The sequence below is a fragment of the Zoogloea sp. genome, from assembly GCF_041911615.1.
Classification (GTDB): domain Bacteria; phylum Pseudomonadota; class Gammaproteobacteria; order Burkholderiales; family Rhodocyclaceae; genus Zoogloea.
Map to the genome: position 1 here is coordinate 1 of NZ_JAYROR010000094.1, position 25,785 is coordinate 25,785.

Annotated in this window: 21 protein-coding genes; 13 read left to right on the forward strand and 8 right to left on the reverse strand. The window is 64.9% G+C overall.

Annotation, left to right across the window (positions count from 1 at the left end; genetic code table 11):
* Positions 1-290: 290 nt before the first annotated feature.
* Positions 291-1,316 (forward strand): type I glyceraldehyde-3-phosphate dehydrogenase, encoded by a 1,026-nt coding sequence (locus ACE3P2_RS11200; protein WP_374264489.1) that lies wholly within the window; start codon positions 291-293, stop codon positions 1,314-1,316.
* A gap of 9 nt (positions 1,317-1,325) precedes the next feature.
* On the opposite strand, the gene ACE3P2_RS11205 is transcribed toward ACE3P2_RS11200, so the two are convergent.
* Positions 1,326-3,374 carry an FAD-dependent oxidoreductase gene (locus ACE3P2_RS11205; RefSeq protein WP_374264423.1) on the reverse strand — a complete coding sequence of 683 codons (2,049 nt, stop codon included), beginning with the start codon at positions 3,372-3,374 and terminating at the stop codon, positions 1,326-1,328.
* A gap of 44 nt (positions 3,375-3,418) precedes the next feature.
* Positions 3,419-4,585 (reverse strand): Do family serine endopeptidase, encoded by a 1,167-nt coding sequence (locus ACE3P2_RS11210; RefSeq protein ID WP_374264425.1) that lies wholly within the window; start codon positions 4,583-4,585, stop codon positions 3,419-3,421.
* A gap of 66 nt (positions 4,586-4,651) precedes the next feature.
* Here ACE3P2_RS11210 and ACE3P2_RS11215 point away from each other — a divergent pair, with 66 nt between their 5' ends.
* Entirely contained in the window at positions 4,652-5,398 is a 747-nt protein-coding gene (locus tag ACE3P2_RS11215) for a Nif3-like dinuclear metal center hexameric protein (protein ID WP_374264426.1), read from the forward strand.
* Between the two features lie 10 nt (positions 5,399-5,408).
* On the opposite strand, the gene ACE3P2_RS11220 is transcribed toward ACE3P2_RS11215, so the two are convergent.
* Complete coding sequence (locus ACE3P2_RS11220) at positions 5,409-7,199, reverse strand: FimV family protein (RefSeq protein ID WP_374264428.1); 1,791 nt, start codon at positions 7,197-7,199, stop codon at positions 5,409-5,411.
* A gap of 217 nt (positions 7,200-7,416) precedes the next feature.
* Between ACE3P2_RS11220 and ACE3P2_RS11225 the strand changes: the two genes are divergently transcribed.
* The 7 genes from ACE3P2_RS11225 to ACE3P2_RS11255 all read left to right on the forward strand — a co-directional run bounded on the left by ACE3P2_RS11225 (position 7,417) and on the right by ACE3P2_RS11255 (position 15,476).
* Entirely contained in the window at positions 7,417-7,968 is a 552-nt protein-coding gene (locus ACE3P2_RS11225; RefSeq protein WP_374264430.1) for a DUF2889 domain-containing protein, read from the forward strand.
* Positions 7,969-8,262: 294 nt separating this feature from the next.
* Positions 8,263-9,423 carry an ADP-forming succinate--CoA ligase subunit beta gene (gene sucC, locus ACE3P2_RS11230; protein ID WP_374264432.1) on the forward strand — a complete coding sequence of 387 codons (1,161 nt, stop codon included), beginning with the start codon at positions 8,263-8,265 and terminating at the stop codon, positions 9,421-9,423.
* An 11-nt stretch (positions 9,424-9,434) separates the two neighbouring features.
* Positions 9,435-10,328, forward strand: a complete 894-nt coding sequence (gene sucD / locus ACE3P2_RS11235; RefSeq protein ID WP_374264433.1) for a succinate--CoA ligase subunit alpha — start codon at positions 9,435-9,437, stop codon at positions 10,326-10,328.
* Between the two features lie 263 nt (positions 10,329-10,591).
* Positions 10,592-11,365 carry a protein phosphatase 2C domain-containing protein gene (locus tag ACE3P2_RS11240; protein WP_374264435.1) on the forward strand — a complete coding sequence of 258 codons (774 nt, stop codon included), beginning with the start codon at positions 10,592-10,594 and terminating at the stop codon, positions 11,363-11,365.
* Between the two features lie 24 nt (positions 11,366-11,389).
* Positions 11,390-12,079, forward strand: a complete 690-nt coding sequence (locus ACE3P2_RS11245; protein ID WP_374264437.1) for an FHA domain-containing protein — start codon at positions 11,390-11,392, stop codon at positions 12,077-12,079.
* A 145-nt stretch (positions 12,080-12,224) separates the two neighbouring features.
* On the forward strand, positions 12,225-12,995 hold the full coding sequence (locus ACE3P2_RS11250; RefSeq protein ID WP_374264439.1) for a 3',5'-cyclic-nucleotide phosphodiesterase: 771 nt from the start codon (positions 12,225-12,227) through the stop codon (positions 12,993-12,995).
* Between the two features lie 102 nt (positions 12,996-13,097).
* Entirely contained in the window at positions 13,098-15,476 is a 2,379-nt protein-coding gene (locus tag ACE3P2_RS11255) for a GspE/PulE family protein (protein WP_374264441.1), read from the forward strand.
* 54 nt (positions 15,477-15,530) lie between these two features.
* Here ACE3P2_RS11255 and ACE3P2_RS11260 read toward each other — a convergent pair whose 3' ends face one another.
* Both ACE3P2_RS11260 and tsaE read right to left on the reverse strand, forming a co-directional pair.
* A complete protein-coding gene (locus tag ACE3P2_RS11260; protein ID WP_374264443.1) occupies positions 15,531-16,922 on the reverse strand; it encodes an N-acetylmuramoyl-L-alanine amidase in 1,392 nt (463 codons plus the stop codon).
* Positions 16,871-17,392: a tRNA (adenosine(37)-N6)-threonylcarbamoyltransferase complex ATPase subunit type 1 TsaE gene (tsaE, locus tag ACE3P2_RS11265; protein ID WP_374264445.1), complete on the reverse strand. Its 522-nt coding sequence runs from the start codon at positions 17,390-17,392 to the stop codon at positions 16,871-16,873. The genes ACE3P2_RS11260 and tsaE overlap by 52 nt, the downstream gene beginning before the upstream one ends.
* Between tsaE and queG the strand changes: the two genes are divergently transcribed.
* The 3 genes from queG (at position 17,378) to murI (ending at position 20,142) form a co-directional block, all read left to right on the forward strand.
* Positions 17,378-18,463, forward strand: a complete 1,086-nt coding sequence (gene queG / locus ACE3P2_RS11270) for a tRNA epoxyqueuosine(34) reductase QueG (RefSeq protein ID WP_374264491.1) — start codon at positions 17,378-17,380, stop codon at positions 18,461-18,463. The two genes, tsaE and queG, sit on opposite strands and share 15 nt — an antisense overlap.
* A gap of 96 nt (positions 18,464-18,559) precedes the next feature.
* Complete coding sequence (locus ACE3P2_RS11275) at positions 18,560-19,261, forward strand: hypothetical protein (protein WP_374264447.1); 702 nt, start codon at positions 18,560-18,562, stop codon at positions 19,259-19,261.
* Between the two features lie 71 nt (positions 19,262-19,332).
* Positions 19,333-20,142, forward strand: coding sequence for a glutamate racemase (gene murI / locus ACE3P2_RS11280; protein WP_374264448.1), 810 nt, complete (start codon positions 19,333-19,335; stop codon positions 20,140-20,142).
* Positions 20,143-20,193: 51 nt separating this feature from the next.
* On the opposite strand, the gene ACE3P2_RS11285 is transcribed toward murI, so the two are convergent.
* Entirely contained in the window at positions 20,194-20,745 is a 552-nt protein-coding gene (locus tag ACE3P2_RS11285; protein ID WP_374264450.1) for a cob(I)yrinic acid a,c-diamide adenosyltransferase, read from the reverse strand.
* Between the two features lie 151 nt (positions 20,746-20,896).
* On the opposite strand from ACE3P2_RS11285, the gene alaS reads away from it, so the two are divergent.
* Positions 20,897-23,518 carry an alanine--tRNA ligase gene (gene alaS, locus ACE3P2_RS11290; protein ID WP_374264452.1) on the forward strand — a complete coding sequence of 874 codons (2,622 nt, stop codon included), beginning with the start codon at positions 20,897-20,899 and terminating at the stop codon, positions 23,516-23,518.
* A 67-nt stretch (positions 23,519-23,585) separates the two neighbouring features.
* Here alaS and ACE3P2_RS11295 read toward each other — a convergent pair whose 3' ends face one another.
* Complete coding sequence (locus ACE3P2_RS11295) at positions 23,586-23,939, reverse strand: lipopolysaccharide assembly LapA domain-containing protein (RefSeq protein WP_374264453.1); 354 nt, start codon at positions 23,937-23,939, stop codon at positions 23,586-23,588.
* 384 nt (positions 23,940-24,323) lie between these two features.
* Complete coding sequence (locus ACE3P2_RS11300; protein WP_374264455.1) at positions 24,324-25,706, reverse strand: phosphomannomutase/phosphoglucomutase; 1,383 nt, start codon at positions 25,704-25,706, stop codon at positions 24,324-24,326.
* Between the last annotated feature and the right edge of the window lie 79 nt (positions 25,707-25,785).

A 25,785-nucleotide genomic window follows, 5' to 3' on the forward strand; every position in this document is an offset into this window, starting at 1 on the left:
ATCCCGAACAGGACCGTGAAACGAGACCGCGCCAATGATAGTGCACATCCGTGCGTGAAAGTAGGTCATCGTCAGACTCACCATACAACACCCCCTCAGGCACATGCCTCAGGGGGTGTTACGCTTTGGGGGAAAAAAGATGAATGCTGATTCGTAAGCTCTGCGCGACAGCGAAAACATCGTGACACTGGTGGGTTATTCTATTTGTCACGAAGTGCGCAGAAATCGGTCGGCTGCGTCATGTCCGACCGCTGCGCGTGGGTATGTCGTTCAATTCTGGATGCGAAAAAATGCGTTTGCGGTTGGCTATCAACGGGTACGGGCGGATTGGACGGTGTTTTCTCAGGGCCCTGATGTTCTCGCCGCTGCGAGATCGTTTTTCTGTCGTGGCGATCAACGAACCGTCAGACCTCGAAAGCATGGCTTACCTGACGCGATTCGATTCGACACATGGCTGCTTTCCAGGCTCAGTCGATGTCGGCGATGGTCGCCTCAGGATCAATAACGAAGAGATTCAGGTGTTTCACGCCCGCGAGCCGGCTGGCGTGAATTGGGCGGATCTTGGAATCGATATTTTGATCGAGGCATCCGGGCGCTATAGTTTCCGTCACGAACTTGAGTCATTTTTAGGTGCGGGTTGTGAGCGTGTCCTGCTGTCGCACCCGGGAAACAGCGCAACCGATGTGGACCGGACCATTGTTTACGGCCTCAACCATGACCTGTTGACGGGAACTGAGCGGATTGTCTCCGCGGCCTCTTGTACGACCAATGCGATCGTGCCGGTGCTTTCGATTTTGGACCAAGCATATGGGCTTGATCATGCGTTGCTCACGACGCTTCATTCGGTGATGAACGATCAGCCGCTTATCGATGGCTACCATCATGCCGATCTGCACCGGACGCGGTCAGCCATGCAATCCATGATTCCGGTTTCGACGGGGCTCGCGCGGGGGGTTGCTCGTCTCCTGCCTGATCTGGCGGGTCGAATTGAGGCGAAGGCGATTCGGGTGCCCGTCGTTAATGTTTCAGCCATTGATCTGGTTGCGCATCTTGAGCGCCCGACTACCGTTGTGGACGTCAACGCGCTGCTGCGAGAGGCTGCGGACGGGCGGAATTCGGGGCGGATGTCTTACACGGCTGCGCCGCATGCGTCGATCGATTTCAACCACAGCCCCCACTCTGCGATCATCGATGCCGGGCAGACGCGAATGAGCGGCGATCGGCTGCTCAACCTTTTGATCTGGTTCGATAATGAATGGGGCTTTGCCAATAGGATGCTCGATGTCGCCGCCTGCTGGGGCGAGCGGATGGCATAGCGCACAGTTTCAGGAAAACGCTTCGGCGAAGCGGGTTGCCTGCCAGATGGCCCGTTTTGCGTCGAGTTCCGCCGCAATGTCCGCGCCGCCGACGAGTGTGAAGGGTATGTGCCGGGTCTCGAGCGCAAGCGCCAGATCGCGGGCGGGCTCCTGGCCGGCGCAGATTACGACGTGATCTGCATCGAGAAGGCGGATCTCTCCGTCGATTTCGATCCGCAGACCTGCGTCGTCGATGCTGAGGTAGCGCACGCCGGCAAGCATTTGAACGCCGCGTTTCCGCAATAACAGGTTACGTGCCCAACCTGTCGTCTTGGCGAGGTTGCCGCCGATCTTGCTGGTCTTGCGCTGGAGCAGCCACAACTGCCGTGTCGCAGGTGCGGTCTGAGGATCGGCGAGGCCACCCCGTCGATCCGTGTATTCGACATCCAGGCCCCATTCGTGGCGATAGTCGGCGATCGGATCGGTGGTACCGGTGTGGCTCAACAGTTCGGCGACATCGAAGCCGATGCCGCCAGCGCCGATGATCGCCACCTTGCGTCCCACCTCTCGCTTGCCAGCAACGACGTCCACGTAACTCACCACCTTCGGGTGGTCGATGCCGGGGATGTCCGGGCTGCGTGGCACGATGCCTGTGGCGAGAACGACGTGGTCGAAGTCGCCGAGACCGTCGGCGTCCACCTGTTGACCGAGGCGTTGCGTCACGCCGAGTTCGGCCAGACGGGTGCCGAAGAAGCGAATCGTCTCGGCGAAGTCTTCCTTGCCTGGAATGCGGCAGGCGAGATTGAACTGACCCCCGATCTCCGCTGCGGCATCGAAGAGCGTGACGCGATGGCCCCGTTCGGCCAGGGTGGTGGCTGCAGCGAGGCCGGCCGGGCCGGCACCGACGACCGCCACGGCTCGGGGCTGGGTGGTGGCGGTCGAGGGCGCGTCGAGTTCTCGGCAGGCGCGTGGATTGACGAGGCAGGACGCCGTCTGGCCGGCGAAGATGTGGTCGAGGCAGGCCTGATTGCAGGCGATGCAGGTGTTGATGGCATCGGGGCGCCCAGCTGCTGCCTTGCTCACGAAGTCGGGATCGGCCAGGAACGGTCTGGCCATCGAGACCATGTCGGCGTCACCGCGGGTCAGAATGTCCTCGGCGGTCTGCGGATCGTTGATGCGGTTGCTGGCGATGAGCGGAATGGTGACTTCGCGGCGCAGGCGACCGGTGAGGTCACTGAAGGCGCCGCGTGGAACGCTGCTCATGATCGTCGGGATGCGGGCTTCATGCCAGCCGATGCCGGTGTTGAGCAGGTTGATGCCGGTCTCCTCGGCGGCCTGGGCGAAGGCGACGACCTCGTTCCAAGTGCTGCCGCCCTCGACGAGGTCGAGGAGCGACAGCCGAAAGATGATGATGAAGTCTGAGCCGCAGGCCTCTCGCACTGCGCGCAAGACTTCGAGCCCGAAGCGGATGCGATTTTCGAAACTTCCGCCCCAGCGGTCGTCGCGCAGATTGGTGCCAGGGGCGGCGAACTGGTTGATGAGGTAGCCTTCGGAGCCCATCACCTCGACGCCGTCGTAGCCCGCTTGGCGGGCGAGGGCGGCGGTGCGCGCGTAGTCGTCGATGGTTCGCAGGATCTCGGAGTCGGTCAGGGCGCGTGGGGTGATCGGATTGATCGGCGCCTTCAAGGCCGACGGGGCGACGGGCGATTTTCCGTACGCGTAACGACCGGTATGAAGGAGCTGTAAGCAGATCTTGCCGCCGGCTTCGTGGACTGCGTCCGTGATCAGGCGATGGCCATCGACGTCGGCCGCACTCTCCAGCAGGGCGCAGCCCTGGTGAATGCCGCCTTCGGCATTCGGAGCGAAACCGCCTGTGACGATCAGCCCGACGCCGCCACGGGCGCGGGCCGCATAAAAGGCGGCCAGTCGCTCGTGGGGATGGTCCCGTTCCTCCAGCCCGGTGTGCATCGACCCCATCAGGACGCGGTTGCGCAGTGTGGTGAAGCCGAGGTCGAGCGGGGCGAGCAGATGCGGGAAAGAGGAAGTCATGGCCGTCTCCAGTGCGGGATCGGCCGACATTTCAGGGGCTGTGCGGGCAAAAGTCAATTTGCCCTAGCGGCAGGTCAGTCGCCGCGGGAGAGTGCGGGACGACGTGCGATTTCGACCTTGAGGTCGAGTTTTTCCTTGCCGCGGCGCAGTTCGAAGCCGGATTGACGGCCTGGCGGCAGTGCGGCGATGGCTTCGAGCATCGCCTGCGGGTCGTTGACCTTGCGTCCATCGACGGCCAGCAGCACGTCGCCGGGCCTGATGCCGGCGCGGTCCGCCGGGCTGCCGCGCATCACGCCGGAAATCAGCGTGCCGTCGGCGTTGGGCAGGCCGAAGGAGTCGGCCAGTTCGGTGGTGATCGACTGCACTTCGACACCGATCCAGCCCCGGGTGACCGATCCGGTCTGGATGATCTGCTCCATCACATTGCGCGCGAGGGAAACCGGGATTGCGAAACCGATCCCGAGCGAGCCGCCCGTGCGCGAGTAGATCGCCGAGTTGATGCCGACGAGGTTGCCCGCCGCATCGATTAGCGCCCCACCCGAGTTGCCGGGATTGATCGCGGCATCGGTCTGAATGAAGTCTTCGAAGGTGTTGATGCCGAGATGAGACCGTCCCAGCGCCGAAACGATGCCCATCGTGACCGTCTGACCCACGCCGAATGGGTTGCCGATGGCCAGCACGACATCGCCGACACGCAGTTGCTCTGGGTGGCCGAAAGTGATGGCGTGGAGCTTGCCGTCGGATTTGATCTGCAGCACGGCGAGGTCGGATTCGGGGTCGCGCCCGACGACCCGCGCCGGCAGCTTGCGCCCGTCATTGAGGGCGACCTCGATCTCGTCGGCCGCCTCGACGACGTGGTTGTTGGTGAGGACGTAACCTTCGGGCGAGACGATGACGCCGGAGCCGAGGCCCGAGGCGCGTTGCTGGGGGCGATTGTCGAGGCGGTCGCCGAAGAAGTGGCGGAACAGCGGATCGTCGGCAAACGGGTGGCGCTGCGCCTTGACTTCCTTGCTGGTGAAGATGTGGACGACCGATGGCAGTGCGTGCTGGGCGGCATCGGCGTAGGAGCTCACCGCCTTATTGCCGGCGGGTGTCGAGGACGGGATGAGGGCTTCCTGGATCGTGATCGACGACGGGCTGGCCCGCTCACCGATCCATTCGGGCTTGAGCGTGCTGACCACGAAAAGCAGCGCCACCGAAATGGTGACGGCTTGGGCGAAGATCATCCACAGGCGATGCATCGTAAAATCTGTCTTCGACGCGCGCGGGCGCGTTCATCTTGCTGAGAATCTGGAAGGGAAACGGCCATGGAACGAGCCGAATTGCAGCGTTATCTCGACACTCTGCTGGAGGTCGGGCGATTCAAGGATTATTGCCCAAACGGCTTGCAGGTGGAAGGTCGCGCGCAGATCGAGCGGATCGTTTGCGGTGTCACGGCTAGCCAGGCGTTGCTCGACGCGGCGGTGGCCCAGCGGGCTGATGCGGTGCTGGTCCACCACGGGTATTTCTGGCGCGGCGAGGATGGGCGGGTGACCGGCTTGCGCCGCAGGCGCCTGGCCACGCTGCTCGCCAACGACATCAACCTGCTGGCCTATCACCTGCCGCTGGATGCGCATCCGACTTTGGGCAACAACGCGCAACTGGCGGCGCTCCTGGGCTGGTTGCCGGATGGGCGCTTCGGCGAGCAGGACCTGGGCTGGAGCGGGCGCCTCGCGGAGCCTCGACCCTTGCTGGCCATCGCGCGGCAGGTCGCTGCGATGCTGGGACGCGAACCGTTGGTGCTGGGCGATCCGGATCGACGGGTGAGCCGGATCGGTTGGTGCACCGGCGGTGCGCAGGGCTATTTCGAGCAGGCGATTGCCAGCGGTGTCGACTGTTTCGTGTCGGGCGAAGCCTCGGAGCCGACGACCCATCTGGCACGGGAGTCGGGGGTGGCCTATCTGGGGGTCGGCCACCACGCCAGCGAACGCTACGGGGTGAAGGCGCTGGGGGCGCATCTGGCGGCCCAGTTCGGGCTTGAAGTGCGCTTCGTGGAGATCGAAAACCCGGTGTGACGCGAAGGCGTCAGCCGTCGAAGGCAGAGATCGTTGCCGGCGCCGGCGCAGGATCCATGGGTTCCAGCGTCGGCTCGGTGGGCGGTTTGTAGGCGCCGAGTTCGTCGTCGAGGATGGCCAGCAGGAGCAGCAGCTCTTCGACGACCGTGAGCGGGAAACCCTGGCGGGTGCCGTTGCGGTTGTCGCGCAGGATCTGGTGGATGTAAATCTGTGCTTCCTGAGTGCCCCACAGCTCTTGCAGGCGCTGGCAGATGTGGCCCATCTGCTCGACGCTGTCGGGGGTCGAGCGAGCGTCGTTGAAATCGTTCCAGCTGACCAGCTTCACGTTGAAGGTCTTGTTGAGCTGACGCGTGAGGACCTCGAACTCGGCCCGCATGCCGGCCACATGATAGACCTCGAGGAGCTTCAGCCACGGCTTGACGGCTTGGCGCGGATTGTTGCGGATGTAGTCGGCGAGGGTTTCGGCGGCGCCCTGGGTGCGCCCGAACGACATCATGATCTCGGCCAGCTCGAGGGCCGAGTCCTGCTCGTCGACAGTTTCGTCGAAGGGGATCGGGTGGGCCGGCGCGAAGGTCGGGTCGGCCCACTCCCCGCCGTTATCGACCGGCGTCGGAATGGACAGATCGACGACCGGAAGCTCGTCGCGCTCCGGCGGGAGCGGGGCAGCCTTCTTTTCGGCCTGTGGACTGCTCGCGGTGGTCTGCGGTGCGCTGAGGCGGAAGTCGGGCTGAGTGGTCGGCTCGGCGGCCTCGAAGGGTTCGGTGTGGCGCCGGCGGCGAAGCCAGATCAGCGCGCCACCGCCGAGCAGCACCGCCAGCAGGCCGGCAATCGGCGCCCCCCATTGGCGCAGTGGCTCCGCCAGCGCGGTGGGCAGGGCGCCGAGCGGATCGGGTTGCGCGGGGGCTGCTGGCGTGGGCGTCGCAGGACGGGCGGCGGTCGGCGGCGAGGTGGTGACGGTGCCGGGCGTGCCCGGGGTGCCGTCGAGCTGGGCGACGCGCTCCTTGAGCATCGCCTGGTATTCCTCGAGGCGTTTGATCTTCTCGGTGACCTCGAGTTGCGCGGCGATGCGGTCGTCGATGTCGGCGAGGGTGCGTTGTTCCTGGCGTAGCTGCTCGCGGGTGCCTTCGGGGGCATCCTCCGTCGGTGGATTGGCGAGGGCCAGACTCATGCGCAGCGGCACAAGGCCAGCTTCGGTGCCGGTGCCGAGGATCAGCCGGTCGTGGCGGGGAGGCTCGGCGCGGCGATGCTGAGCCGCGTCGCGCGGTGCGCGCGCAGGTTTGGCGGCGGTGGACTGGCCGTCGACGCCGGCCACAGCGAGCCGTCGTGGCGCTGTGCTGGCGCGGGGAGGGCGCGCCGACGCACCGGTGCTGTCGCTGGCGACCGCGGGCGGCGAGTCGAACTGACGCGGGGCCGTGGGCGTGGCGATGCGGGGAATGGGCGGCTGGAGCAGAATCGGATAATCGCGGCGCAGTTCGCCATTGCAGGTGAACTGCAGGCCGAGCATCGCGATCGGGTGATTGACCGGCTCGCGCGTGGTGACGACCAGACGGTCGCCCACCAGGCGCAGGCGGGCGTTGTAGATCCAGGGAACGTCGTCGCTGCCGGCGCCGCTGACCCGTTTGAAGCACGCAACGTCGAGTTCTTCGCCCGCAGAGCGGACCAGCCGGACTTCGGCCCGCAGCGGTTCGCCGAGGGACGATTGCGCAACGAGCTCGCCCAGCCCGACCGCACTGACGGAGGGGCTACCGAGGGGAGCGAGGGTTGCGACGAGCAGGGTAAGTGACTTGCGCGTGCTGTTCATCAAGAAATCGATCGTGATCCGGCAAGGTGACGCTGGCTGTTTGGTCGGGCGGCAGTGAGTCGAAGCGGGCACCATCGCCAAAGCTACAGTATTCTAAAGAAGTTTGTGGGCTGTCGCGGTGCCAAGTCGGGGCGCCGCGGGCCTGAAATGTGACGAGTCGTACCCCGAACGGCAATTTTTACGAGTTTTTTAGCCTTTTCGTTTTTTTCTTTTTGCTATGCCCCTGCCTCAGCCCAAAGTCGGGCGCGCCCGCGCCCACCGTCGCCGCATCGAAGTCCAGGGTTTTACCCGTGACGACGGCCTGTTCGACCTGGATGCGCGCCTGACCGACCAGAAGGATCTGGACTACCCCCTCTCCACCGGCGTCCGCAAGGCGGGCGATCCGGTGCACGATCTGTTCATCCGCGTGACCATCGACGGCACATTCACCATCGTCGATGTGGCGGCGAGTTCGGACTGGGTGCCCTATCCGGGAGCGTGCGGCGCGATCACGCCGGCCTATCGGCAGCTCATCGGGCTCAATCTGGTGCGGGGATTCCGCCGGACGGTGGGCGAGATGTTCGCCGATGTGCGGGGGTGTTCCCATCTCACCGAGCTGCTGCTGTCCCTGCCGACCACGGCGATCCAGACCTTCGCCACGTTCCGCAAGGAAAACGACGACGGCGCCGAGAAGCCTTTCCAGCTCGACCGCTGCCACGCGCTCGAGACCACCTCGGAGACCGTCATGCGCTATTACCCGAAATGGTATCGCGGAGATGCGGCGGACTGACCCGCGCCGCCGCCGGTTGCGCGGTGCAGCGTGAAAACGGTCGCGCCCCTGGTTTCGTATATAATTGTTTGATTCCCAATCCGGTGTTCCGGCGGCTCGCCGTCGGCAAGGCCGGGGCAGGATCGCCTTGCGGGTCGGTCGGCCATTCGTGCCGATTGCATGCGAGGTGAAGCGGTGTCTGCGTTGGACGAGGGAGAACGGCGCAGGTATCGCGGGGTGCAGCGTGCCCCGAAGAGTCCCATCAACCAAGCGTAAGCGGCCTTTTCAGGCCAAGACTTCGATCGAAGGGCAACCATGAAAATTCATGAATATCAGGGCAAGCAAATCCTGAAGAAGTTCGGCGTCACGGTTCCGCGCGGTATCCACTGCACGACCGTCGACGACGCGGTCAAGGCAGCGGAAACCCTGGGTGGCAAGGTTTGGGTCGTGAAGGCCCAGATTCACGCCGGCGGACGTGGCAAGGGCGGTGGCGTGAAGGTCGCCAAGACCCTTGACGAAGTGCGTCAGTACGCCAGCCAGATCCTCGGCATGCAGCTCGTCACCCACCAGACCGGCCCGGAAGGCCAGAAGGTGCGTAACCTGCTGATCGAGGAAGGTGCCGACATCAAGCACGAGTACTACGTCGCCGCGCTGACCGACCGCGCCACCCAGTCCGTTGCCATGATGGCTTCGTACGAAGGCGGCATGGACATCGAGGAAGTCGCTCACAAGACCCCCGAAAAGATCGTCAAGGTCTTCATCAACCCGCTGGTCGGCCTCACCGACGAGCAGGCCCTGACCCTGGCCAAGGGCATGGGTATGAACGAAGCCTCCATCCCGCAGTGTGTCGACACGCTCAAGAAGCTGTACACCTGCTACATGGAAACCGACGCTTCGCTGGCTGAAATCAACCCGCTGATCCACGAAGGCGACGGCACCGTCAAGGCGCTCGACGCCAAGTTCAACTTCGACTCCAACGCCCTGTTCCGTCAGCAGGACATCGTCGCGATGCGCGACCTGGACGAAGAAGACGCGGACGAAATCGAAGCTTCCAAGTTTGACCTGGCCTACATCTCCCTGGACGGCAACATCGGCTGTCTGGTGAACGGCGCCGGTCTGGCGATGGCGACCATGGACACCATCAAGCTGTTTGGTGCCGAGCCGGCCAACTTCCTCGACGTGGGCGGCGGCGCCACCACCGAGAAGGTCACCGAAGCCTTCAAGATCATGCTCAAGAACCCCAAGGTCAAGGGCATTCTCGTCAACATCTTCGGCGGCATCATGCGCTGCGACACCATCGCCACCGGCGTGGTCACCGCGGCCCGTGAAGTGCACCTGTCGGTTCCGCTGGTCGTCCGCATGAAGGGCACCAACGAAGACATCGGCAAGCAGATCCTGCGTGATTCGGGTCTCCCGATCATCGCTGCCGACACCATGGCCGAAGCGGCCCAGAAGATCGTCGACGCGGTCAAGTAAGGAGATTCCGAATGTCCATCCTGATCAACAAAGACACCAAGGTCATCACCCAGGGCATCACCGGCAAGACCGGTCAGTTCCACACCGAGAAGTGCATCGAGTACGCAAACGGCAAGAACTGCTTCGTCGCCGGCGTGAACCCGAAGAAAGCCGGCGAGAAGATCCTCGACGTGCCCATCTTCGGTTCCGTCAAGGAAGCCGCCGCTGAAACCGGTGCCACCGTCTCCGTGATCTACGTGCCGCCCGCTGGCGCCGCTGCCGCCATCTGGGAAGCCGTCGAAGCCGACCTCGACCTGGCCATCTGCATCACCGAAGGCATCCCCGTCCGGGACATGCTGGAAGTGCGCAACAAGATGAAGGCCAAGGAAGCCGCCGGTGGCAAGAAGACCCTGCTGCTGGGGCCGAACTGCCCGGGTCTCATCACCCCCGATGAAATCAAGATCGGCATCATGCCGGGCCACATCCACCGCAAGGGTCGCATCGGCGTGGTTTCCCGCTCCGGCACCCTGACCTACGAAGCTGTCGCCCAGCTGACCGAAATCGGTCTGGGCCAGTCTTCCGCCGTCGGTATCGGTGGTGACCCGATCAACGGTCTGAAGCACATCGACGTGATGCGCATGTTCAACGACGATCCCGACACCGACGCGGTCATCATGATCGGCGAAATCGGCGGTCCGGACGAAGCCGAAGCCGCTCAGTGGTGCAAGGCCAACATGAAGAAGCCGATCGTCGGCTTCATCGCTGGCGTCACCGCCCCGGCCGGCAAGCGCATGGGCCACGCCGGTGCGCTGATCTCCGGCGGCGCCGACACCGCCGATGCCAAGCTCGCCATCATGGAAGAGTGCGGCTTCAAGGTGACGCGTAACCCGTCCGAGATGGGTAAGCTGCTGAAGGCGATGCTGTAATACGCCTCGGTGTCTGACCCGAAACCGCGTCCGTGGCATTGCCCGGGCGCGGTTTTATTTTGTCCGTCGTCGCTGCGCAGTGGGCAGGGGGCGATAAAATTCGTGGCGTTTCGGATTGTTTCAAACCTCCACGATTGTCTGATCATGTCTGAAGTCCTTGCGCCCGTCCTGCGCCCTGCTGTCTTCGTGCCCGCTGCGTCGCGGTCGTGCCGCCTTTCAAGGAGCGGTTCGCGTCGGTCAGGGTTTTGGGAGGGCGTGCGGTCATGACGGATATCGCGCAACTCGATTGGCGGATGGCGGCGCATTCGGACGTGGGGCGCGTCCGCGCACGCAACGAGGATTACGTTTTGTGCGACGAGTCGATCGGCGTCGCGGTCCTGGCCGATGGCATGGGTGGCCATGCCGGAGGCGGCGTGGCGGCGCGACTGGCCGTCGATGCGTGGATGGCGCGGATGCGCCAGTGCGTCGATGAGCGCCTCAGCGAGCGGGATCTGCGGGTGGCGGTGGCCGACGCCAACCGGGTGGTGTTCGCGGCGGCTTCGGGCGACGCATCGCTGCACAGCATGGGTACCACGCTTGTCGGGGCGTGCTTCCGCCACGACGGCATGCTGCTCAGCTGCCATGTGGGCGATTCGCGTCTGTATCGCCTGCGCGGCGACTCGCTGACCTGCCTGACCCGGGATCACAGCGTGTTGCGGGAGCAGTGCGACGCGGGCATGATTGAATCCGAAGCGAGTGGGCCGCAAGCCCTGCGCGGCCTCCTGACCCGCGCGGTGGGGGTGGCCGCCAACGTCGTGCCGGATGTGGGGATCGCCGCGCTGCAGGCAGGGGATGTTTACCTGCTGTGTTCGGACGGACTGACCGAGATGCTGCCGGACGCGGATATCGCCCACGTGCTTGGTGCGCTGGGTGGCAACCCGCAATTGGCGGCAGAACATCTGGTTGATCTGGCAAACGATCGAGGCGGGATGGATAATATATCGGTTGTCATCGTGTCGTCCTGCGTGTCCGGACGGCTGGGTGCCGAGCTTGGTTAAGGCTGGATTCAGATAGGAAGAGTGATGCCCAGGTTGATTTTGAGCATGGATGGTCTGGTGCTGAAGGAGATGGTGCTCGACAAGGAGCGCACGACGATCGGCCGCAAACCGCATAACGACATTCAGATCGACAATCTGGCGATCAGTGGCGACCACGCGGCGATCGTGACCATTCTCAACGATGCCTTTCTGGAAGACATGAACAGCACCAATGGCACCTATGTGAATGGGCAGCCGGTGAAAAAGCACGTGCTCAAGAACAACGACGTGATCGAACTGGGTAAGTATCGCCTCAAGTTCCTGACCGAGAGCGCGGTGCCTGCCTCCGAGCAGGACGAAGCGATGTCGTTCGCTCACTCGGCGATCCAGACCGACGCGGCAGGGGTCGATGCGCCGCCCCAGGAGGCGCTGAGCAACAGCGCGTCGGCGCCGCCGCCGGTTGCGGCGCTGGGCATGATCCAGATTCTCAGCGGTGCCCACGCGGGGCGGACCCTCGAGCTCTCCAAGTCGCTCACCACGTTGGGCAAACCCGGCTTCCAGGTTGCGGTGATTACCCGCCGGCCGCACGGCTACTTCATCACCCACGTCGAGGGAACGGTTTTCCCGGTCGTCAATGGCCGGCCGCTCGACGCCCAGGCGCATCGCCTGAACGATCACGACATCATCGAGATTGCAGGTGTGAAAATGGAGTTTTTCTCACAGGTCGCGTCTTAATCCCGCCCTGCGCCGCGATAATGTGACATTTCTGGCGGGGCGATGATTCATCCCGGCCGTATTCTGATGCGCTGGCTTTCAAAACCATTCCGGCATCTGGGCGGACGGTCCGGAGGCCACTCTTGCGGGATTCCATGAGAAGACGATGAAGGTGCGGGTTTTGGGGTGCAGCGGCGGAATCGGCGGGCGCAATCAGCGCACGACGGCCCTGCTCGTCGATGACGACGTGCTGATCGACGCCGGAACTGGAGTCGGCGACCTCGAGTTCGAGGAGTTGCTGAGAATCGATCACGTCTTCGTCACCCACGCCCACCTGGACCACATCGCGATGATCCCGTTGCTCGTGGACACGGTGGGCGAGGCGCGATCGATGCCGATCGTGGTCCACGGATCGCCTGAGACCCTGCGCATCCTGCGCTCGCACATCTTCAACTGGCTCGTCTGGCCCGACTTTTCGTCGATTCCGGACCGGGGCAATCCCTTCCTCCGTTTTCAGGAAATCCACTCCGGCGAGACCGCCAAGTTGGGCGGTGGCCGCGAGATGACTGCGCTGCCGGCGCTGCACACGGTGCCGGCGGTGGCCTATCAGGTCTCAAGCGAAGGGGGCAGCCTGGTCTTCTCGGGCGATACGACTTACTCCGAACCGCTGATCGCAGCCATCAACGCGATTCCCGATCTGCGCTACCTCCTCGTCGAAACCGCGTTCCCCGATGCCCTCCACGATCTGGCCTTGGCGTCGCGGCATCTGTGCCCGAGCCTGCTGGCGCTGTTCCTGGAGCGGATCAAGGTCGATCCAGAGGTGTGGATCACCCACCTCAAGCCGAGCCGCGCCCAGACTACTCTCGACGAGATTGCCAACTACCGGGGGCGCTTTGTCCCCAAGGCGCTCTACAACGGTCTGGAATTCGTGATTTAACATTCGGTCATCACGGTATCGGGCTAAAGTCGACGCCTTTTGGCGCCGTAGTACCGGCCTCTACCTACGGGACCCGTCCCGAGGGATACTTGCTTTCCGGATATGACACGATCTACGAGCAATGCCGCCGTCAGGGGCGGTGTCGGTGGCGATGTCGCCAGTCGGCTGGCCTTCTTCAAGGGGCTGCAGGCCGTCACCAATCGGGTGCACGCCACCGAAAACATCGACGAGATCATCTTCGAGTTGTCGGCCGAGATCTGCGCGCTGTTCGCGGCCGATCGTCTGACGATCTACGTCGTCGACGAGAGCCGCACGACCATCTCGTCGCGGGTCAAGACGGGCCTGCACACTATCCGCACGATTCGCCTGCCCATCGCCGAAAACAGCGTCGCCGGCTACGTGGCCCTCACCGGCCAGTTGCTGAACATCCACGACGCCTACGACGAGCGCGAGCTCAAGGCGATCTCGGCGCGCATGGAGTTTCGCCGCGAGGTGGACGAGCGCACCGGTTACCGCTGTCACCAGATGCTCGTCGCCCCCATCGCCAACCCCGACGACGGCGAGGTGCTGGGTGTCATCCAGATCATCAACAGCCGTAACGGAGAGGCCTTCTCGCCGATTGCCGAGGAGGGTATCCAGGGGCTCGGGCAGACGCTCGCCATCGCCTTTGCCCAGCGCCGCCATTCGCTGGTGCAGCCCAAATCCAAGTACGAAGGCCTGGTCAACGACGCAAAGCTGACCGCCGCCGAACTCGAGACAGCGACCAGCCAGGCGCGCGAGCGTGGGGTGCTGCTCGAAGACCTGCTGATCGAGGAGTACCACCTCAAGCCTGCCGACATCGGCGGTGCCGTTGCCCGTTTCTTTGGCGTGCCCTACGAGCCGTTCCGGCAGGATCGCGTCAAGCCCCTTGACCTGTTGCGCAACCTCAAGCGCGACTACGTCCAGCAGGCCGAGTGGCTGCCCCTCGAGGAAAACCCCGAAGGCATGCTGATCCTCGTCACCGATCCCGAACAGGCCATCGCGTCTCGGGTGGTGCAAAACGTCTTCCCGAAGGCGCAGCCGGTCTATCTGGTGACGACCCATACCGAATTCCGCCAGACGGTGGCGCAGTTCTTCGGCGCGTCGATCGATGACGGCTCGGTGACCGAGCTGCTCTCCGACCTCACCGACGACGACGGTGACGGCGAAGGCCGCATGACCGCCGAGGACGTCTCCGCCGCGGCCGACAACGAACTCGTCAAACTGGTCAACCGCATCATCATCGACGCTCACCGCCAGGGGGCGTCCGACATCCACATCGAACCCCGGCCAGGCAAGGAGAAGACCCAGATCCGCTTCCGCAAGGACGGCTCGCTGGTGCCCTATATCGAGGTGCCGTCGAGTTATCGCAGCCCGATCGTCACGCGCATCAAGATCATGTGCGACCTGGACATCTCCGAGCGTCGCAAGCCGCAGGATGGCAAGATCAAGTTCCGCCGCTTCGGGCCGCTCGACATCGAGTTGCGGGTGGCGACGATTCCGACCACCGGTGGCATGGAAGACGTGGTCATGCGCCTGCTCGCCAACAGCGAGCCCTTGCCGCTGGAACAGCTGGGCCTGCTCGACAACAACTTCGAGCGCCTCAAGCAGACCATTGCGAAGCCCTACGGCATCTTCTTCGTGTGTGGTCCGACCGGTTCGGGCAAGACCACGACGCTGCACTCCATCCTCGGTTCGATCAACACGCCGGATACCAAGATCTGGACGGCCGAGGATCCGGTGGAAATCACCCAGAAAGGGTTGCGCCAGGTCCAGGTGAATCGCAAGGCCGGGCTGGATTTTCCGACCGTGATGCGCTCCTTCCTCCGTGCCGACCCGGACGTGATCATGGTCGGCGAAATGCGCGACAAGGAAACCGTTTCGATCGGCCTCGAGGCCTCGCTCACCGGCCACCTGGTATTCAGCACCCTGCACACCAACAGTGCGCCGGAGTCCATCGTGCGCCTGCTCGACATGGGCATGGACCCGTTCAACTTTGCCGATGCGTTGCTGGGCGTGCTGGCCCAGCGTCTGGCCAAGCGCCTGTGCAGCAAGTGCAAGAAGGCCTACCACCCGGACGACGACGAAGTGCGTCACCTGCTCGACGAATATTGCGAAGACCTGCAGGCCACCGAGGCTTTCGTCCAGGATCCGGTGAAGGCGCGCGAGGAAATCCTCGGTGGCTGGCGCCGGCGTTACGGCGACGACAAGGGGCGTTTCACCCTCTATGCCCCGGTGGGCTGCGAAAGCTGCACCGGCGGCTACCGCGGGCGACTCGGTCTACATGAGCTGATGATCGGCTCGGACCGGGTCAAGGCGCTGATTCAGGAGCGTGCCCGGGTCGCGACGCTGCTGTCGGTGGCGCTCGACGAGGGCATGCGCACCCTGCGACAGGATGGCATCGAGAAAGTGATGGCCGGGCTGACCGACCTGAAGCAGGTGCGCAAGGTCTGCATCCGCTGAGCGACGCCGGGGTGGGCGGCAGGCCGCCGCTTTTGCCCGGCGCCGCGGCCTGGCTCAGTCGAGCCGGGCCAGCTTGGACTTGGCCATCGGCGGGTTGCGGGCGAAGTAGCGCCGGATGCCCCGGACGATGGCGTCGGCCATGCGGTCCTGATAAGCCTCGTCGTTGAGGCGGGCTTCTTCCTCGGGATTGGAGATGAAAGCCGTCTCCACCAGGATCGACGGAATGTCCGGCGCCTTCAGGACAGCGAAGCTGGCCTGTTCGACCTCGCCTTTGTGCAGGCGGTTGATCCCGCCCAGTTCGCCGAGCACGGCCTTGCCGACCTTCATGCTGTCGTTGATCGCCGCGGTCTGAGACAGGTCAAGGAGGGTGCGTGCCAGGTGGGTGTCCTTCACGCCGAGATTCACCCCACCGATCAGATCGGCGGCGTTTTCCTTCTGGGCCAGCCAGCGTGCCGCGGTGCTCGACGCGCCTTTTTCCGACAACACGAAGACCGAGCTGCCACGGGCGGTAGGGCTGATGAAGGCGTCGGCGTGGATCGACACGAACAGATCGGCCTGCACCCGGCGGGCCTTGGCCACACGCTGCTGCAGCGGCACGAAGTAGTCGGCGTCGCGGGTCAGCATCGCGCGCATGTTGGGCTGGGCGTCGATGCGCGCCTTGAGGCGGCGGCCCACCGACAGTGTCACGTGTTTCTCGAAGCTGCCGGCCGCGCCGACGGCGCCCGGGTCCTCGCCGCCGTGGCCGGGGTCGATCGCGATGGTGATCAGGCGGCTGACGGTGTCGTCGTCCTCGGCGCGGCCTGGTGCGGCAGGGGCTTCGGCCGGCGGCGTCTCGCGGCGGGCCGTGACGGGTTCGGGTTTGCGGGGGGCTTCGACGGTCTTGCGGGGCTTTTCCTCGCTGCGCTGGGGCGTGACCGCACCACCAGCGGCGGCCTCCTCGGGCGAAATTTTTTCGAGCAGGGCGAGCAACGGGTCGACGGGTTCGGTCGGGTAGAGATCGAGGACCAGACGGTGCCCGTATTCGCCCACTGGACGCAATGTAAACACCTGCGGGCTCACCTCCGCTTTCAGTTCGATGACCAGACGCACCACGCCGGGACGGTTGCGGCCGGCGCGGATCAGCTGGATGTACGGATCCTGGCCGGTGATCTTGGTGGGCAGCGATTGCAGGACGTCGTTCAATTCGACGCCTTCGAGGTCGACCACCAGGCGTTCGGGATTACGCACCAGTTGGTGAGTGAAGACGACGGGATCGCGGCTTTCGAGGGTGATCCGCGTGTAGTCCTTGGCGGGCCACACGCGCACCGCCAGCACCGAAGTCTGGGCCGCGTGGCCGGCGCGGCTGACGAGCAGCAGCAGTGCTGCGCCGGTCGAGCCGATGAAGCGGCGGCGGTTCAGGGTGCCCTCGGTGGCGTGCCGGTCGGCGCGGCGAATTTTTCGAGACATCGTTGACCCTCCGTGCTCAGCGCACGCAGCGCGAGCTGGCGCCCGCCGGATGCGACGACATGCAGCGAGATCTCGAGATCGGCCGCGGGAAGATACGGCTGGGCGCGGTCCGGCCATTCGACGAGACGGATGCCGTCGCCTTCGAAGTATTCTTCGAGGCCGGCTTCGAGAAATTCTTCTGCATCGGTGAAGCGATAAAAATCAAAGTGATATACGGCTATTCTAGAATCTTTATAAGGTTCGACCAAGGTGTAAGTTGGGCTCTTGACCTTGCCGGTGAAGCCGAGGCCGCGTAGCAGTCCGCGGGTGAGGGTCGTCTTGCCGGCGCCGAGGTCACCGCGCAGGTAGAGGGTCAGGCGTGCCGGAAGCGTGCCGGCGAGCCGTTCGCCGGCGGTCAGGGTGGCGCTTTCGTCGGGCAGATGCAGGCCTGCCGACGGATCGTTATCATGTTCGGGATGAGCGTGGAGCACGACAATCTTTCTGGTGGGCTGGACGAACTCGGGGCGCTGGCCGCGCGCATCAAGGCGTGGGGGCGCGAGCTGGGGTTCGACGAGGTGGGCATCTCGGATACCGGCCTCGCCACGGCAGAGGCCGGGCTGGCCGCCTGGCTGGCGGCCGGCTGTCACGGCGAGATGGATTATATGGAGAAACACGGCACCAAGCGTTCCCGCCCGGCGGAACTGGTGCCCGGAACGCGGCGCGTCATCACCGCCCGCATGAGTTATCTGCCCGATGCCGTTGCGGCGGGCGAGGTGCTCGACGCCCCCGGCAAGGCTTACATCTCCCGCTACGCCCTCGGGCGTGATTATCACAAGGTGCTGCGCAGCCGCCTGCAGCGCCTGGCGGACCGCATCGTTGCGGAAGTGCCCGCTGGCCATCGGGTGTTCGTCGATTCGGCGCCGGTGATGGAGGTGGCGCTGGCCGAAAAATCCGGCCTGGGCTGGCGTGGCAAGCACAGCCTGCTGCTCACCCGGCAGGCGGGATCGTTCTTCTTTCTGGGGGAGATCTACATCGATCTGCCTCTGCCGGCGGACGAGCCGACGCCGGGCCACTGCGGTAGCTGCTCGGCCTGCATTGGCGCGTGTCCGACCGGCGCCATCGTTGCGCCCTACCGCGTCGATGCCCGCCGCTGCATCTCGTACCTCACCATCGAACTCAAGGGCCCGATCCCGGAGGCGCTGCGCAAGCCCATGGGCAACCGCATCTACGGCTGCGACGACTGCCAGCTGGCCTGTCCATGGAACCGTTTCGCGAAGCTTTCCGTTGAGGCCGATTTCGCCCCCCGTCACGGACTCGACGCGGCCGAGCTGGTCGAACTCTTCGGCTGGGACGAGGCGCAATTCAATGAACGGATGGCCGGCAGCCCGGTCTATCGGATTGGGCATGAACGGTGGCTGCGCAACATCGCCGTTGCATTGGGTAATACACCCACCTGCCCGGAAGTGGTTAGTGCCTTGCGGTCGCGATTGAACAATTCTTCGATGCTGGTCAGGGAGCATGTCACATGGGCGCTGCGACAACACGATGTTCTGACTACCTAAGGCGCGGTATAGTACGTGGCAATGTTTCGAAAGCCTGCCCCCAAACCTGTAGCCGACGAGGCGCGTGCGCCTCAGACTCTGGCGGAAGTCACCGCCATGGAGTCTTGGCGGTTCGATCCGCTCTGTATCGCGGAGGATGGACCGACCGTCAACGCGGCAAGCGAGCGACAGGACAAGTTTCGCATCAAGATGCTGATGCGGGACGGCGAGCGGCGACGCGAGACCGACCTCCTCATTCAGAAGCGCTACGCCTGGCGTGGCTACGGTCAGATCGACGCCAAGGATGAGCCCAACCAGCTGACGATGAATGCCGAACTTTTCGGCCGCATCTACGCTACCGTCACGGTCAATATCGATTCTCCCGCCGGGCTCGCCCTCGACGCGACGTATGGCGCGGAAGCCGCCCGGCTTCGCGCGATGGGGTGCAAGCTGTGCGAGTTCGGGCGCTTCGCGATCGATCCGTCGGCGCGCTCCAAACGCCTGATCATCTCGCTGATCCATCTGCTTTACATCTACGCCCACCGGGTCAAGGGCTGCACCGACATCCTCATCGAGATCAATCCGCGGCATCGCGCTTTCTACGAGAAGCTTCTCGAGTTCGAGCAGATCGGTGCGGAACGCACCTGCGAGCGAGTCAATGCGCCGGCGATCCTGATGCACCTGTCGTGCGCCAAGATCGAGCGTCGGTTGCGAGAGATCGGTGGCAAGTGGCGTGAGATGCCGGACGAGAAGTCCGCCTACAAGTTTGCCCTCAGCCCCGAGGAAGAAGACGAGCTGGTGTCGCGGCTCGACTACTGAGCAGGGCCGATCGCGCCGCATGGGCGCGTCTGCTGGCGTAGAATCCGGCTTCCCCCTTATTCCGTCTCATCATGTCTGATATTGGCAAGCTGCCGATCGGGGTCTTCGATTCCGGTGTGGGCGGCCTCACCGTCGTGCGTGCGTTGATGGAGCGCTTGCCGCTCGAGAACATCGTCTATTTCGGCGATACCGCGCGGGTGCCCTACGGCGTCAAGTCGGTGGCGACCATCGAGCACTTCACCGGGCAGATCACCGATTACCTCCTCGACCAAGGCGTGAAGATGCTCATCATCGCCTGCAACACCATGGCCGCGGTGGCGGCGCAGGTGGTCAAGGAGAAAGCCGGCGCGATTCCGGTGCTGGATGTGATCGAGGCCGGCGCGCGGGCCGCGGTGGCCGAGTCCACGTCCCGCGCCATCGGGGTCATCGGGACGCCGACGACCATCAACAGCAACGCCTACGCGCGCCGCATGCATGCCATCGATCCGAACGTGCGCGTGTATTCCCAGGCCTGCCCGCTGTTCGTGCCGCTGGTCGAGGAGGGTTGGCTGGAACACGAGGTCACCCGTCTCACGGCGCAGGAATACCTGCGGCCGGTGCTGGTCGAGAACATCGACACGCTGGTGCTGGGCTGCACCCACTACCCGCTCATCAAGCCCCTGCTGCAGGACGTGGTCGGCCCCGGCGTGCGGCTGGTGGACTCGGCGATTACCGTGGCCGAGCAGGCGGCTCAGACGCTCAACGCACTGGGCATCGCCAACGACGGCGAATGTCTCTCCACCTACCGCTACACCGTCACCGACATCCCGCTGCGTTTCCAGACCATTGGCGAGCGCTTCCTCGGGCGATCGCTCGGGCGGGTCGACAAGGTCGACTGGTAAACGAAAAACGGCTGCCCGCATCGGCAGCCGTTTTTTATCAGGCGTAGCGGATCAGGCGTTCTTGCGCTTCTGCCACAGCACGTCGCCGCGGCCGCCGGCGCGATTGAGCACGCGGCCGAGCACGAAGAGCAGATCCGACAGGCGGTTGAGGTATTGACGCGGCGCGTCATTCACCGCTTCTTCCTGGCCCAGCGCGACGATCATCCGCTCGGCGCGCCGGCAGATCGTGCGGGCCTGGTGGGACAGCGCCGCGGCGCGGGTGCCGCCGGGCAGGATGAAGTCCTTCAGCGGTTCCAGGTCGTCGTTGAAGCGGTCGAGTTCATCTTCAAGATACTGGACCTGCTTGGCGGTGATCATCTCCATGCCCGGAATGCACACTTCGCCGCCCAGATCGAAGAGATCGTGCTGGACGTTGGTGAGCAGGGTGCGCACGTCTTCGGGCAGTTCCTCGCACAGCAGGATGCCGATGGCGGCGTTCACTTCATCCACCTCGCCGAGGGTGTGGATGCGCAGGCTGTTCTTCGAAACCCGGTTGCCGTTGCCCAGGCCGGTGGTGCCGGCGTCGCCGGTTCGGGTGTAGATCTTGGAAAGGCGGTGGCCCATTGCTGTCTCCCTCGTTTTCAGATGTTGGTCTGTTATTGAACGGCGGATTATAGCCATCAGGGCGCGGCGGGGTTGGATGCTACAATTTCAGGCTTTGAAACTTGCGTTCCCCCGACCGTCGTCCGCGACGTCACCCGGAGACCCCACGCCGATGAAAAGCGCCGAAATCCGCCAGAAGTTCCTCGAATTCTTCGCCTCCAAGGGCCACCAGATCGTGGCCTCCAGCTCGCTGGTGCCCCACGAGGACCCGACCCTGCTGTTCACCAACGCGGGCATGAACCAGTTCAAGGACGTCTTCCTCGGCTTCGACAAGCGCCCCTACACCCGCGCCACCACCTCGCAGAAATGCGTGCGTGCCGGTGGCAAGCACAACGACCTGGAAAACGTCGGCTACACCGCCCGCCACCACACCTTCTTCGAGATGCTGGGCAACTTCAGCTTCGGGGACTACTTCAAGCGCGACGCGATCCACTACGCGTGGGAACTGCTCACGGTCGTCTTCAAGCTGCCCAAGGACAAGCTCACCGTCACCGTGTATGCCGAGGACGACGAGGCCTACGACATCTGGACCAAGGAGATCGGCGTGCCGGCGGAGCGCGTCATCCGCATCGGCGACAACAAGGGCGCCCGCTACGCCTCCGACAACTTCTGGATGATGGGCGACACTGGCCCCTGCGGTCCGTGCACCGAGATTTTCTACGATCACGGCGCGCACATCTGGGGCGGCCCCCCGGGATCGCCCGAGGAAGACGGCGACCGCTTCATCGAGATCTGGAACAACGTGTTCATGCAGTTCAACCGCGACGAAGCCGGCGTGATGCATCCGCTGCCCAAGCCGTCGGTGGATACCGGCATGGGCCTCGAGCGCATCTCCGCGGTGCTGCAGGGCGTGCACGCCAACTACGAGATCGACCTGTTCCAGGCGCTCATCAAGGCCGCCGCCCGCGAGACCAGCGACGCCGACATGGACAGCCCGTCCCTCAAGGTGCTGGCCGACCACATCCGCGCCTGCTCCTTCCTGATCGCCGACGGCGTGATCCCCGGCAACGAAGGCCGCGGCTACGTGCTGCGCCGGATCATCCGCCGCGCCATCCGCCACGGCTACAAGCTGGGCGCCCGCGCTGCCTTCTTCCACAAGATGGTGCCGGACCTCGTCGCCGAGATGGGCGACGCCTACCCCGAGCTCAAGGCCGGCCAGCAGCGCGTCACCGACATCCTCAAGCAGGAGGAAGACCGCTTCTTCGCGACGATTGAAAACGGCATGGCGATCCTCGAAGGCGAACTCGCCGCGATGGCCGCCGCCGGCAACACCGTGTTCAACGGCGAGACCGCCTTCAAGCTCCACGATACCTTCGGCTTCCCGCTCGATCTCACCGCCGACGTGTGCCGCGAGCGCAACGTGACGGTCGATGCCGCCGCCTTCGACGCCGCCATGGCCCGCCAGAAGGAACAAGCCCGCGCCGCCGGCAAGTTCAAGATGGCCGCCAACCTCGAATACGACGGCCCGGCCACCACCTTCCACGGCTACGACACCCTCGAGCACAAGGGCAACATCCTGGCGCTCTACAAGGACGGCGCGCCGGTCAATGAGCTTGCCGAAGGCGAGATGGGCGTGGTGGTGCTGGACGACACCCCCTTCTATGCCGAATCCGGCGGCCAGGTGGGCGATCGCGGCGAGCTGCGCTCGGTGCACGGCATCTTCGCCGTCGAAGACACCCAGAAAATCCAGGCCACCGTGTTCGGCCACCACGGCGTGGTCACCACCGGCAAGCTCACCGTGGGCAACGGCGTGACCGCCAAGGTCGATCTGCAGGCCCGCGCCCGCACCGCCCGTCACCACTCCGCCACCCACCTGCTGCACAAGGCCCTGCGCGAAGTGCTCGGCGAGCACGTGCAGCAGAAGGGCTCGCAGGTCGATCCGGACAAGACCCGTTTCGACTTCGCCCACACCCAGCCCGTGACGGCCGATGAGATCGCCCGCATCGAGCGCATCGTGAACGACGAGATCATCGCCAACGCCGCCACCGATGCCAGCGTGATGGACATCGAATCCGCCCAGAAGACCGGCGCGATGATGCTCTTCGGCGAGAAGTACGGCGACGAGGTGCGCGTGCTGACCATCGGTTCGTCGAAGGAACTCTGCGGCGGCACCCACGTGGCGCGCACCGGCGACATCGGCCTGTTCAAGATCACCCTCGAAGGCGGCGTGGCGGCCGGCGTGCGGCGGATCGAGGCGGTGTGCGGCGACGTGGCCGTGGCGCTGGTGCAGGATCAGCAGAAGCTGCTGGACGGCGTCACCGGCGCCCTCAAGGCCCAGCCGCAGGAAGTGCTGGCCCGCGTGGCCCAGGTGATGGACAACGTGAAGGCGCTGGAGAAGGAACTCGCCCGCCTCAAGAGCAAGCTCGCCGCCAGCCAGGGCGACGACCTGGTCAATCAGGCCGTCGACGTGGCCGACGCCAAGGTGCTCGCCGCGACGCTGGAAGGCGCCGACGTGGCGACCCTGCGCGAAACCCTCGACAAGCTGAAGGACAAGCTCAAGCGCGCCGCCGTGGTGCTGGCCAGCGTCAATGACGGCAAGGTGAGCCTGATCGCCGGCGTGACCGCCGACCTGACCGGCAAGGTCAAGGCCGGTGAGTTGGTGAACTTCGTCGCCCAGCAGGTGGGCGGCAAGGGCGGCGGCCGCCCGGACATGGCCCAGGCCGGCGGCACCGATGCCGCTGCGCTGCCCGCCGCGCTGGATTCGGTGGTCGGCTGGGTGGCCGGCAAGCTGTAAGCCGCCACCTGCATTAAAAACAAACCCGGCCTTGTGCCGGGTTTGTTGTTTTGGGGGCGGGCCCGGCTCAGAACATCAGCCGCGAGGCATTCACATCGAAAGCGGGCGTCGGTGTCAGGACGGGGGGCTGCTCGCCGCGCTCGAGCTGGCCGATGCGCTCTTTCTGGCTGGCGCAGGTCTTGTCCAGTTCGGCCACGCGTTTTTCCAGTTGGCGGATGCGCCACTGGCGGCGCAGGGTGCCGGGCGTCGACACCAAGGCGACCACCAGGCCGCCGAGCGCCAGGGCAATCAGCATCATCACGCCGAGGGGGCCGGTGAAGGCGTTGCCGAGGAGGCTGACGGTGACATCGGTGGTGTTGGCGAGGGCAAAGACGACGCTGGCGAGGGTGATCAGCATGCCGATCAGGGTGAGCAACTGCATGACGTTCTCCTTCGATGGACTGGGCTGCGCCCCGATTTTAGTGCCATTCCGGGCGTGCGACGACCTGTGGCGGACAGACACCCGTGAAGCGTTGTTGCTCAGGCGTGGGCGGCAGACGCTCAGCGATGCGTTTCTGACGTGCATCGATGGGTAAAAATCACGCATCGATGGGGGTGCGTTTGCCCATCGATGAGTAATTTTTGCTCATGGGTGAGTCTCCCTTACCCATCGATGGCCGGTGTGCCATCACGGGTGCGTGCGGCGCGCTCATGCGTGCGTCGGGGCGACGCATGGGTGGGTGTGCGACACGCAGACGTGGGGCGCCGGGCGTAAAAACGGCGACGGGCTTGCGCCGGTCGCCGTTGCCGCTGACCGCCGCCGGTATCAGAACGGCAGCGTCACCCCCGGCCACACGCCTTCGATGGCGCGACGGAAGTCGGCCTGGATGCGCGCGATGGCGGCTTCGTTGTCGGCCTCGAAGCGCAGCACCACCACCGGGGTGGTATTGGACGGGCGGGCGAGGCCGAAGCCGTCGGCGTATTCGACGCGCACGCCGTCGATGGTGAGGATGCTCTGGGCGCCCTCGAACTTGGCCTCGGCCTTGAGCTTATCCACCAGCGCGAAGGGCTCGCCTTCGTTCATCTTGATGTTGAGCTCCGGCGTGCTGGTGGCGTTGGGCAGGCCCTTGAGCACCGGGTTGGCGTCCGGCTGGCGGGAGACGATCTCGAGCAGGCGGGCGCCGGTGTAGAGGCCGTCGTCGAAGCCGTACCAGCGCTCCTTGAAGAACACGTGGCCGCTCATCTCGCCGGCCAGGGGGGCGCCGGTCTCCTTGAGCTTGGCCTTCACCAGCGCGTGGCCGGTGTTCCACATGGTGGGCTTGCCGCCGCGATCCTTGATCCAGCCGGCCAGGTTGCGGGTGCATTTGACGTCGTAGATGATCTCGCCGCCCGGCACGCGGGACAGCACGTCTTCGGCGAACAGCATCAGCTGGCGGTCCGGGAAGATGATCTCGCCATCCTTGGTGACCACGCCCAGGCGGTCGCCGTCGCCGTCGAAGGCGAGGCCGATCTCGGCGTCGGTCTCGCGCAGCGCGCGGATCACGTCGGCGAGGTTCTCGGGCTTGGAGGGGTCCGGGTGGTGGTTGGGGAAGTGGCCATCCACCTCGCAGAACAGCTCGACCAGCTCGCAGCCCAGGCGCTTGAACAGCGCGGGCGCGACCGCGCCGGCCACGCCGTTGCCGCAGTCCATCACCACCTTCATGGGGCGGGCGAGCTTCACGTCGCCGACGATCTTCTCGACATAGGCCGGCACCACGTCGGCCTGGGTGAGCTTGCCGGGCACGGCGGCGGTGACCAGATTGCCGTCGATGATGCGCTGGCGCAGGGCCTGGATCAGCTCGCCAAACAGGGTCTGGCCGCCCAGCACCATCTTGAGGCCGTTGTAGTCGGGCGGGTTGTGGCTGCCGGTGACGGAGACGCAGGAGTTCGTGCCCAGCTCGTAGGCGGCGAAGTAGGTGAGCGGGGTGGGCACGCAGCCCACGTCCACCACGTCGACGCCCGCCGCGCGGATGCCATCGGCGAGCGCGCCGGCCAGCTCGGGGCCGGACAGGCGGCCGTCCCGGCCGACGGCGATGGCCTGCTGGCCGCGGGCGACGGCTTCGGAGCCGAGGGCGTGGCCGATGGCGCGCACGGCGTCGGCGGTCAGCGTCTTGCCGACGATGCCGCGGATGTCATAGGCCTTGAAGATCTCGGGGGCGGGGACGAACATGCAGGAGCTCCGGTGGACAATTCATGAAAGGGGAATTATACGCGGCCCGTCGCGACGGCTTGGGGGGCAATGGCGCGGC

Coding starts and splice junctions, on each gene's coding strand:
- ACE3P2_RS11200 (WP_374264489.1), top strand. CDS start 291: ATGCGTTTGCGGTTGGCTATCAACGGGTACGGGCGGATTGGACGGTGT.
- ACE3P2_RS11205 (WP_374264423.1), bottom strand. CDS start 3,374: ATGTCGGCCGATCCCGCACTGGAGACGGCCATGACTTCCTCTTTCCCG.
- ACE3P2_RS11210 (WP_374264425.1), bottom strand. CDS start 4,585: ATGCATCGCCTGTGGATGATCTTCGCCCAAGCCGTCACCATTTCGGTG.
- ACE3P2_RS11215 (WP_374264426.1), top strand. CDS start 4,652: ATGGAACGAGCCGAATTGCAGCGTTATCTCGACACTCTGCTGGAGGTC.
- ACE3P2_RS11220 (WP_374264428.1), bottom strand. CDS start 7,199: ATGAACAGCACGCGCAAGTCACTTACCCTGCTCGTCGCAACCCTCGCT.
- ACE3P2_RS11225 (WP_374264430.1), top strand. CDS start 7,417: ATGCCCCTGCCTCAGCCCAAAGTCGGGCGCGCCCGCGCCCACCGTCGC.
- sucC (WP_374264432.1), top strand. CDS start 8,263: ATGAAAATTCATGAATATCAGGGCAAGCAAATCCTGAAGAAGTTCGGC.
- sucD (WP_374264433.1), top strand. CDS start 9,435: ATGTCCATCCTGATCAACAAAGACACCAAGGTCATCACCCAGGGCATC.
- ACE3P2_RS11240 (WP_374264435.1), top strand. CDS start 10,592: ATGACGGATATCGCGCAACTCGATTGGCGGATGGCGGCGCATTCGGAC.
- ACE3P2_RS11245 (WP_374264437.1), top strand. CDS start 11,390: ATGCCCAGGTTGATTTTGAGCATGGATGGTCTGGTGCTGAAGGAGATG.
- ACE3P2_RS11250 (WP_374264439.1), top strand. CDS start 12,225: ATGAAGGTGCGGGTTTTGGGGTGCAGCGGCGGAATCGGCGGGCGCAAT.
- ACE3P2_RS11255 (WP_374264441.1), top strand. CDS start 13,098: ATGACACGATCTACGAGCAATGCCGCCGTCAGGGGCGGTGTCGGTGGC.
- ACE3P2_RS11260 (WP_374264443.1), bottom strand. CDS start 16,922: ATGTCTCGAAAAATTCGCCGCGCCGACCGGCACGCCACCGAGGGCACC.
- queG (WP_374264491.1), top strand. CDS start 17,378: ATGAGCGTGGAGCACGACAATCTTTCTGGTGGGCTGGACGAACTCGGG.
- ACE3P2_RS11275 (WP_374264447.1), top strand. CDS start 18,560: ATGGAGTCTTGGCGGTTCGATCCGCTCTGTATCGCGGAGGATGGACCG.
- murI (WP_374264448.1), top strand. CDS start 19,333: ATGTCTGATATTGGCAAGCTGCCGATCGGGGTCTTCGATTCCGGTGTG.
- ACE3P2_RS11285 (WP_374264450.1), bottom strand. CDS start 20,745: ATGGGCCACCGCCTTTCCAAGATCTACACCCGAACCGGCGACGCCGGC.
- alaS (WP_374264452.1), top strand. CDS start 20,897: ATGAAAAGCGCCGAAATCCGCCAGAAGTTCCTCGAATTCTTCGCCTCC.
- ACE3P2_RS11295 (WP_374264453.1), bottom strand. CDS start 23,939: ATGCAGTTGCTCACCCTGATCGGCATGCTGATCACCCTCGCCAGCGTC.
- ACE3P2_RS11300 (WP_374264455.1), bottom strand. CDS start 25,706: ATGTTCGTCCCCGCCCCCGAGATCTTCAAGGCCTATGACATCCGCGGC.